At 44.3% G+C, this 10,026-nt stretch carries 4 protein-coding genes; all 4 read left to right on the top strand.

The window, feature by feature from the left end; all coding sequences use genetic code 11:
• The first annotated feature begins 31 nt into the window (after positions 1-31).
• The 4 genes from CQ839_RS22695 (at position 32) to CQ839_RS22710 (ending at position 9,898) form a co-directional block, all read left to right on the top strand.
• On the top strand, positions 32-916 hold the full coding sequence (locus CQ839_RS22695; RefSeq protein WP_103670577.1) for an Rpn family recombination-promoting nuclease/putative transposase: 885 nt from the start codon (positions 32-34) through the stop codon (positions 914-916).
• A 405-nt stretch (positions 917-1,321) separates the two neighbouring features.
• Positions 1,322-4,222 carry a tetratricopeptide repeat protein gene (locus tag CQ839_RS22700; protein ID WP_181016303.1) on the top strand — a complete coding sequence of 967 codons (2,901 nt, stop codon included), beginning with the start codon at positions 1,322-1,324 and terminating at the stop codon, positions 4,220-4,222.
• Between the two features lie 231 nt (positions 4,223-4,453).
• Entirely contained in the window at positions 4,454-6,646 is a 2,193-nt protein-coding gene (locus CQ839_RS22705; protein WP_103670579.1) for a caspase family protein, read from the top strand.
• A 285-nt stretch (positions 6,647-6,931) separates the two neighbouring features.
• Complete coding sequence (locus CQ839_RS22710) at positions 6,932-9,898, top strand: tetratricopeptide repeat protein (RefSeq protein ID WP_181016304.1); 2,967 nt, start codon at positions 6,932-6,934, stop codon at positions 9,896-9,898.
• Positions 9,899-10,026 lie beyond the last annotated feature (128 nt).

The raw sequence follows: 10,026 nt of genomic DNA on the forward strand, positions 1-10,026 counted from the left end.
CTGCAAGCAATTTTCTGATAATCTATCCTCTATGCGTACTGATACGATTTTCTTTCAACTGTTCCAAACCTTTAATAATTTGCTGTTTGAATTGGTGGGGTTACCGCCTGAAGCCGCAGAGGGTTATCATTTTACTTCTGTTGAAATCAAGGAAAAAGCCTTTCGATTTGATGGTATTTTTGTCCCTGACTCCTTGGATAAAAATTTATGGTTCGTGGAAGTCCAGTTTCAAAAACGTGCCGAGTTCTATTGGGAATTTATCGGTGAAATTTTCTTGTATTTGAGCCAGTACAAGCCTGAACATGATTGGCAAGCGGTAGCCATTTTTGCAAAACGCAGCATTGAAACCGAACCGCCGAAACAATTTCGAGAATTGTTTGCTAGCGATCGCATTGTGCGGGTGTATCTGGATGAGTTGCCACAGGATGAGTCGCTAAATCTCGGAATTGTGCGGTTGATTGTTGCGCCTGAGCGTGAGGCGATCGCTTTGGCACAACGTTTAGCGGATCGTGTGGGGCAAGGCGATCGGGAAAGGGTGATAGAATTTATCGAGACGGTTTTGATGTACAAGTTTCCCAGAATGAGTCGAGAGGAGGTTGAGGCTATGTTTACATTAGGCGATCTAAAACAAACACGAATTTATCAAGAGGCGGTGCAAGAGGGTGAGCAGCGTGGCAAGTTGCAGGGCAAACTTGAGGGTGAAAAGATTGGCGCACAACGCGGACAGATTTTGGGTAGGCAGCAGGGGCTGAAGCAGTTTGCTGTAAAGTTGTTGACGCGAAAGTTTGGTAAGGTGTCGCTGAGGACGGTTAAGCGGCTTGAAAAATTGTCGGCTGAGCAGTTGGAGGAGTTAGCGGAGGCGGTGTTGGATTTTGAGAAGGTTGCGGATTTGGATGTTTGGTTGAAGGCGCGTTAGGGGTGATTTGATTGCGATCGCACCAACAGCAACAATAACCTGTAGGGGTCAAGCATTTGCGCCACAATATCTAAACTCTTCACAGAAATCTCTGTACGCAAATGCTTGACCCTCTTGGCGGTTTGTAGATTATCTGTGACTGCGGGAGGTTTGGGCGAAGCATTACCGTTTGATGATTGGGGTGATATGCATGGATGGTTGCGGTAATGCTTCGCCCCTACGAGATTTCCTTTTTCCTTGATATAGTAATTTCAAATAACTTCTAGAGACCAGAAAAGCTTTGTATTCAAGCGATCTGCGGATTACAATCCTCTAAGTTTTAATTGAATCAACTATAAAACTGCATATGGTCGGATCGCTTGATATGTATGTAGAATCGTAAGCACGCAAATCGGTGATATGGCTATGAATCTACGCTCTCGCTACGGACTGTCGTTGTCAGCTATTTCTCTGGTTGTTTGTCCTTTGTGGATGTCTGTTGTGACTTTTCCAGAGGTTGTTTTTGGTGCGGAAGTACAGGAGTTGCGATCAGATTTTGGGTTGGTGGCACAGGCAACAGGCGATCGAAAAGAAGAGGCAGATCGACTGTTTAAGCAAGGGAATCAGCAATATCAAATTAGCCAATTTGAAGCCGCATTACAATCATATCAACAAGCGCTGAATATTTATCGCGAAATTAAAGACCGTCGTGGTGAGGGAGCAGCACTGGGAACTTTGGGGGAAGCTTATAGAGTACTCGGCAAATATGACAAAGCGATCGAGTTACATCTGCAAAGCTTAGAAATCGCGCGGGAAATCAAAGACCGTTTTGATGAGGTACAGTCGTTAGGAAATCTGGGAATCGTTTACATTTCCCTCGGCAAATATGACAAAGCGATCAAGTCCCAACTGCAAAGATTAGAAATTGCGCGGGAAATCAAAGACCGTATCGGTGAGGGAGCAGCACTTGGAAATCTGGGAATCGCTTATAAAAACCTCGGCAAATATGATAAAGCGATCAATTACCAACTGCAAAGATTAGTAATCTCGCGGGAAATTAAAGACCGTCTTGGTGAAGGAGCAGCACTGGGAAATCTGGGAAACGCTTACTATTACCTTGGCAAATATGACGAAGCGATCAATTACCATCTGCAACTCCTAGCGATTGCAAGGGAAATCAAATATCGTCTCGGTGAAGAAGGAGCGCTAGGAAATCTGGGAATCGCTTACAGCGCCCTCGGCAAATATGACAAAGCGATTGAGTTCTATCTGCAAAGCTTAGAAATCGCGCGGGAAATCAAAAGCCGTCACGGTGAGGGACAGTCGCTGGGAAGTCTGGGAAACGCTTACTATTACCTTGGCAAATATGACAAAGCGATTGAGTTCCATCTGCAAAGCTTAGCGATTACGCGGGAAATCAAAGACCGTCGTGGTGAGGGACAGTCGCTAGGAAGTCTGGGAATCGCTTACAGCGCCCTCGGCAAATATGACAAAGCGATCGAGTTCCAACTGCAAAGCTTAGTGATCGCGCGGGAAATCAAAGACCGTAGCGGTGAAATGTATGGGTTGAATAATTTAGCCTCTGCTTATGAAAAACTGAATCGAAATCGAGAAGCAATGATTTCTTATCAGCAAGCCTTGACCATTGCTAGGGAAATTAGCGATAGAAGGCTCGAAGGTTTAGCTCTTGCCAATCTAGGAGATGTATTATCCAGAGCAAAACGCCCCGAACTAGCGATTCTCTTTTACAAACAATCAATCAACGTCCGCGAAGCGATCCGCAAAGACATCAGCAAACTCGATAAAGATATCCAAAAATCCTATTTAGCCACAGTCGAAAATACCTATCGCAATCTCGCCGATCTCCTTCTCAAACAAGACCGCATCCTTGAAGCCCAACAAGTCCTCGACCTACTCAAAGTCGAAGAACTCAACGAATATCTAAAAAACGTGCGCGGCAACGAGCAAACCGCTCAAGGCGTTGACTTGCAAAGCCCAGAACAAAACATTATCGCTCTCGGTAACGAACTCACAGCACTGCAACAACTCGCTGAACTCACCCCAGCCCAAAAGCAAAGACTCTCTGAACTTACCAACCAAGAAATTAACCGCAACGAACAATTTAATGCTTTCTTAAATACTCCTCTCATTCAAAAACAACTTGAAGAACTGCGGCGCATTGAGAAAGCGGAAAACGTGGATATTGAGAAATTTAATCGACTCCGCTCCAACCTTCGCAAAGTCAAAAACGCTGTCATTCTCTATCCCCTGATCCTCGAAGACCGCCTCGAACTGATCATCATCACCGCCAACACCCCACCAATCCGCAAAACTACTAAGATCAAACGCGAACAACTTAACACCGCGATCGCAGGATTTTTGTCTAACCTACGCGATCCCTCCTCCCCTAACGTTGAGAAAGATGCACAACAACTCTATGAATGGATCATCAAACCTTTTGAGACCGAACTACAACAGGCAAATATTCAAACGATCATCTATGCCCCCGATGGACAGTTGCGCTACATTCCTCTCGCAGCCCTCCATGACGGCAAACAATGGCTAGTCGAAAAATATCGCATCAACAATATCACCGCCAGTTCCTTAACCGACTTTACTCCTAGAGACTACAGCGAGCTTCCATCGGTGCTTGCCGCCGCCGCCACCAATAGCCACAATATCAAACTCGGCGATCGCTCCATTCCCTTTGGCGCATTACCCGCCACCAAAACCGAAGTTGAAGCGATCGCCACCCTGCTCCCCAAAACCACCACTCTGATTGACCAGCAATTCAGTAAAAATGTGACTTTACAAGAGATGAAAAGGAATACAATCATCCATCTTGCTACTCATGGTTACTTTGCTGTTGGTCGCGCTGAAGACTCCTTTATCATCTTTGGTGATGGTGACAAAGCCACGCTTACGGACATTGCGAATTGGTCATTAACTAACGTTAGCTTGGTAGTTCTGAGTGCCTGTGAAACTGCGATCGGCGGAAAGTTAGGCAGTGGTGTAGAGATTTTGGGATTGGGTTATCGGATACAGGATGCAGGTGCTGGTGCTGCGATCGCTTCACTCTGGAAAGTCAGCGATGACGGAACCAGTGAACTGATGCAAAAGCTCTACAAGAACCTAAGTCAAAAGAATATTTCATCTTCTGAAGCCCTGCGACAAGCTCAAATTGCGATGATTCGCAGCAATAAAAAAGCGACAAGTAGAGATCGCACTGGCATCAGAATTGTGGAAACAGTACCAAGTCCGCAAGTTGGTCAATTATCACATCCCTACTACTGGTCAGCATTTATCTTGATTGGAAATGGATTTTAGCTACGTTGTGAGGTGTTGGGCGAAGCATTACCGTTTGATGATTAGGGTGCAATGCATGGATGGTTGCGGTAATGCTTCGCCCCTACGATAACTTTTGCTGTGACAATCTCGAAAAAATTTGATTCTCGAACTTTTTCCTTTTTACCTTTTACTTAAAAACTGCATATCCTCGGATAAGCTAAAAGCTATAGATCGGTAGAGCAACATCAAAACAGTTAAGGAGCATCAGTCATGACACAGATCAAACGTCGTCAGTTTTTGCAATTTGGTGGATCAGCGATCGCCGCAATGGGCATGAGCCAATTTGACCTACTGAACATGGGCGATCGCTATGGCAAAGTCCTTGCCCAAAACACACCTCGCAAACTTGCCCTCCTGATTGGCGCTAATGCCTATCCCACCGCACCTCTCTATGGCTGTGTCACCGACACCGAACTACAATATCAACTCCTCGTCCATCGCTTCGGCTTCAATCCCAAAGACATCCTCATCGTCAATGACAATACTGCGATCAAACCCACTCGCGAAGGCATATTGCAATCCTTTGAAGAACATTTAATCAAACAAGCCAAACCAGGCGATGTCGTCGTTTTCCATTATTCAGGACATGGCTCACGGGTAAAAGACCTCGATACCGCCGATGGATTAAATAGCACCTTTGTACCCATCGATCGCACCGTCAAGCAGGTTGGCGACAATTTTGAAGTATCGGACATCATGGGACGCACCCTATTTCTGTTGATGTCAGCGATCAAGACTGATAATTTCACCGCCGTACTCGATAGCTGTCACTCAGGCGGCGGCAAGCGTGGCAACTCGCGGATTAGAGCAATCACTCGGGCTAATAGTATTACTGGTTCCAATGATATTCCTAGTCAAATGGAACTGGAATATCAAAAGCAATGGCTAGGCAAATTGAACTTGTCTCCCGAAGAATTTAAACGCCGTCGTCTTGCGATCGCTAAAGGTACAGTGATCGCTTCCGCCAATCGTAGCCAATTCGCCATTGACGCTGAGTTTACGGGCTTTAAAGCAGGTGTATTTACCTACTACATGACCAAATATCTCTGGCAGCAGACAGGTGACACCTATCTCACCAGTGCTATCGCTGATATTTCCCTGCGGACTACTCGCGACCATGACCAAGATCCTGAAGTGGAGTGCAAAGCTACCTGTAAAGCAGGAGATACTAACAACAAAGCGCTGTTCTATGATCTAACATCAACAGTAACATCTGCCGAAGCTGCGATCATCAAGGTGGAAGGTAAACAAGCTACGTTCTGGATGGGCGGCATCGATGCAGGAAACGCTCTTGGTAAAGATAGTATCTTCGCGATCGTCGATAAGAAGGATGGAAAAACCTTGGCAACCTTACGCCTAGATGAGCGGAATGGATTAACGGCTAAAGGAACTTTTAATGATGGAGATCCTAGCGCGATCAAAGAGGGAGCGCTTTTACGAGAAGAAGTGCGTGGTATTCCTAATGATTTGAGCTTGAATATTGGTATCGATCCTTCGTTGGGTAATGTGGCAAGTATTCAGAAAGCATTGCAAGGAATTAATCGCCTTAAAGCTGTGGAATTGGGAACTGGTGAGGTTGACTTCATTCTCGGTAAAGTGGAAGAAAGCGATCGCCCGAAATTGCAGCGATCGCTCACCAATGTCCCCGCATTAGCTAGCATCGGTTTATTCTCGACATCCAAAGAACGAGCGATCGATGACTCCTTTGGTATTGCGGGTGAATCTCCTGAAGTGGCGATCAGGCGTTTAAAATCGAAGTTTAAACTTTTGCTAGCCAGTAAGGTGTTGCAGTCTCTACTCAATCCGCGATCGTCAAAGTTAAATGTCCAAGTGAACATTCATCCCGTCGGGCGGGCTGGTCAAACCTTTGGCAGAGCGGGTACGAGTCGCAGCAGCAATACAGTTGCTACGAAAGCGATCGATTTTTCGCAAAAGGTCAAACCTGGTACGAATCTGCAAGTCAGTATCAAGAACAGCGAAAAACAGGATCTCTATGTGGGTGTTTTAGCGATCGGTTCTAGTGGTGATATGACGCTGTTATATCCATTAGAATATAGTGCGGCGGAAGATGCTTCTTTGCTAAAGTCAGGCGATACTTTGCAAGTTCCTAGAGCAGGTCGCGATAAATTTGATTTTGAGGTGCAAGGACCAGCAGGTACATTTGATGTGTTGGTATTGGCAAGTGTGCAACCGTTGCGAAATGCGCTTAAGGGTTTGAACAAACTCCAAGGCAGAAGTGGCGAACTGAGAGAAATAGGAGATCCAGAGGAGACAATTATTGGATTGCTTGGCGATCTCACAAGTTCAACTCGTGCAAATCTTGCTGCAAAAAGAAACACCTCTAGCACGATGGATATGAATACGTTGGCAGCTCTGTTGGTGACGATTAAGGTGGGAGAATAAGCAGAAGTTGAGATCTCCGACTTTTTCAAATTCATCACAAGGGATTTGTAAATTTACAAAAAAGTCGGGGATCTGGGCGTTCTTTGCTTTTACCTGACTATATCGATCTGCAAATGCAAAACCCTCTTCGCAATTAACAGGCGATCGCTATACTGAGAGGTTTGGGCAAAGCATTTCCATTTAATAATTTTGGCTAAATGGATAAATATCTGTGGGAATGCGTTGCCCCTACAAAAACTATATTTTTGATCGCGAAATTTTGTAAGTAAATGGATGTTTAAAGCTATGCGTAATCAGTTGGGATCTGTGTTAATTGCTTTGGTGTTGGGTTGTTTGCCTGTACAGGTGATGGTGTGTGAGTCTGTCTCTGCCCAAACTACATCAGATCGTAAAGCAGAAGCTGAAAGCTTGATAGAACTAAGTGATCAACAAATCAAAAAGAATCAACTTCGAGAGGCAGTCAAGACATTAGAGAAAGCTTTAGAACTCTATCGTCAGAATAAAGACCCTACAGGAACAAGCAATGCTATCCAAAAATTGGGAAATGCCTATATGGATCTTGAGGAGTATCCAAAAGCAATCTCCCTTTATCAGCAAGCTTTAGAAATCGCAAAAAAAATTGGAGATCCCAATATAGAGGGACATTTGTTCTTTAATCTTGGCAATGCATACTCTTCGATCAACCAGACCCAAAAAGAGATCGAATATTACCAGCAGGCTGTTGATAGATATAAACAAGTTGGTAATCTCAAAGATCAAGCAGATTCCCTTAAGTATATTGGCTATGCTTACTATTCTCTAGGAAATTACCAAAAATCTATTGAGTATTATCGGCAAGCATTAGCCATAGCAAGAAAAGTCAGAGATCATAATGGCGAGGCAAGTATACTCTACACTATTGGCAACATATATGAGAAGACATGGCAGTATCAGAACGCAGTCTATTTTTATCAGCAACTTTCAGTAATTTCAAAACAAATTGGCGATCAACAAAGTGCAGGAGCAGCATTAAATGATCTTGGACTTGCTTATGATAAGTTGGCACAATACCAAAAAGCGATCGAATCATTTCAGGAAGCCATCGACATCGCAAAAAAAATTGGTAATGATCCGATTGGTGAAATCATTAACCTAGGTGGTGTTTACCACTCACTAGGAAGATATCAGAAGGCAATTGAATTATATCAGTCAGCTTTGCATTCTACTAGTCCTTACGGCAGAGCGACAGTACTTCATAACACTGGTATTGCATACGGAAGACTAGGAAAGTATCAGAAAGCAATTGATCTTTTTCAGCAATCTTTAGCCATTAGTAAGCAAATCGGTAGTCGCGAAGGGGAAGCATCTTCGCTCAGCGGTCTCGGTAGATCATACGGAAGCCTAGGAGAGTATCAGAAAGCAATTAAATTTTTTCAGCAATCCTTAGCAATCGCAAAGAAAATCGGTAGTCGAGATGGTGAAGCGTCTTCACTTAGTAATCTTGGTATTGCATACGGAAAGCTAGGAGAGTATCAGAAAGCGATTGATTTATTCCAGCAATCTTTAGCTATCACAAAGCAAATAGGCGATCGTGCTGGTGAAGGAAGCTCACTCAATAACTTTGGCGAATTATTCGTCAAGCAGAACCAACACGAACTAGCTATAGTGTTCTATAAAGAATCTGTCAATGTCTACGAATCCATTCGCAAAGATATCAAAGGACTAAGCAAAGACGAAAAGGAATCTTACTTAAGCACGATCGCCCAAACCTATCGCAACCTCGCCGATTTACTCCTCAAACAAGGACGCATTCTCGAAGCCCAGCAAGTATTAGAACTCCTCAAAGTCGAAGAAATTCGTGCCTATACCCGCAACACACGCGCCGTAGACGACACCAACGGCATTGCTACTAATAAAACTGAAACCAAAACCCTCGACAAACATAGCAGCCTGATCGCCCTCGGATTGCGTGTAGATGAATGTGAGCAGAAAAAATGTCCAGAAATCAGTCAACTGATCAAACAACGCCAAGTCGTTGCTACTGAATATGACAAAACAGTCGAAACCTTAGTCAAAGAAATACGCGATCGCACGACCAATGACAAAGCATTCTTCGACCCAAACCTAACTGGCAAAATGGAAGAGATTGTTACCGCCCAACCCAAAACCATTCTCATTTATCACCTCATTCTCAAAGATAAAATCTGGGTGCTATGGGCTTCTAAAGGTGGCATTACCAAAAGTATTGAAGTTCCTAATATCGGCTTAGAAAAAGTCAGCAGCAACGTTCTTAAACTTCGCAATCTCCTGCAATCGCCTGAAAACCTAGAAGAACTTCAAAAGACTAGTCAGCAATTGCGGGAATGGTTAATTCCACCACAACTGCAAGCCGAACTCAGCGCTAATGACATCAAACATCTTGTCTTCGCGCCTGACTCCGTTACCCGATACATCCCTATGGGCGTTCTCTATGATGGCAAAAAGTACCTCGTTGAGAACTACACGATCGCCACAATTATTTCCGCAGGACTGACCGACACCACCTCCCGCTTACCCAACCCAGCCAAAAACACATCCGTCCTCGCCGCAGGACTATCTCAACCTGTCTCTGGATATTCATCCCTCCCTAATGTCCTCACCGAAATCAATGCGATCGTGCGTACTGCTGATAATCCCACCAAAGGTATTTATGACGGGATTAAGCTTCTAGACAGCACATTTACCAAGGACTCTTTATTGGATAATCTCGGTAGCTATGCGATCGCGCATATCGCCACCCACGGAAAATTTGTTTCAGGAGATCCTGACAAATCCTTCCTAGTTTTAGGTAATGGCAAAACCCTTCCTATCCCTGAAATCAAAAAGTTACGAGGCTTAAGCAAACTCCATTTAGTAGTGCTATCTGCTTGTCAGACTGCTCTCGGTGGAACCAATGGCGATGGAACTGAAATCTCAGGAATTAGCTACTTCTTTCTTGGAATTGGTGCAAAGTCAGTGATTGCCTCACTCTGGGAAGTCAGCGATGACAGCACCAGTCTATTGATGCAACAGTTTTACAACAATCTCTCTAAGAGTTCAGATTCTGCTCCTGTGACGAAGTCTGAAGCCATACAGCAAGCGCAACTCAGTCTCTTACAAAAGAAAATCACCGCAAAAGATAATATCCAGCGCGGGAATATTGCTGTTGTCTACAGAGGAGGTGCTAAGCCCACTGACAACTACTCACATCCCTATTACTGGTCACCATTTATCCTGATTGGCAATGGATTGTAAATTCGCCCCCTAGCCCCCAATTCTGGGGGAACAAGAAAATAAGGAATGAAAAATAAATAACTTATGCATTTCAGTTATTTTGAGGAATGGCTCTATAATTCCATTTAGGAAGATATTCATCAAAAATG

This window comes from Pseudanabaena sp. BC1403 (genome assembly GCF_002914585.1).
Taxonomy (GTDB): Bacteria; Cyanobacteriota; Cyanobacteriia; order Pseudanabaenales; family Pseudanabaenaceae; genus Pseudanabaena.

What these genes read in the sequence shown, in the direction of transcription:
- CQ839_RS22695 (WP_103670577.1), top strand. Translation starts at nt 32, where the DNA reads ATGCGTACTGATACGATTTTCTTTCAACTGTTCCAAACCTTTAATAAT.
- CQ839_RS22705 (WP_103670579.1), top strand. Translation starts at nt 4,454, where the DNA reads ATGACACAGATCAAACGTCGTCAGTTTTTGCAATTTGGTGGATCAGCG.
- CQ839_RS22700 (WP_181016303.1), top strand. Translation starts at nt 1,322, where the DNA reads ATGAATCTACGCTCTCGCTACGGACTGTCGTTGTCAGCTATTTCTCTG.
- CQ839_RS22710 (WP_181016304.1), top strand. Translation starts at nt 6,932, where the DNA reads ATGCGTAATCAGTTGGGATCTGTGTTAATTGCTTTGGTGTTGGGTTGT.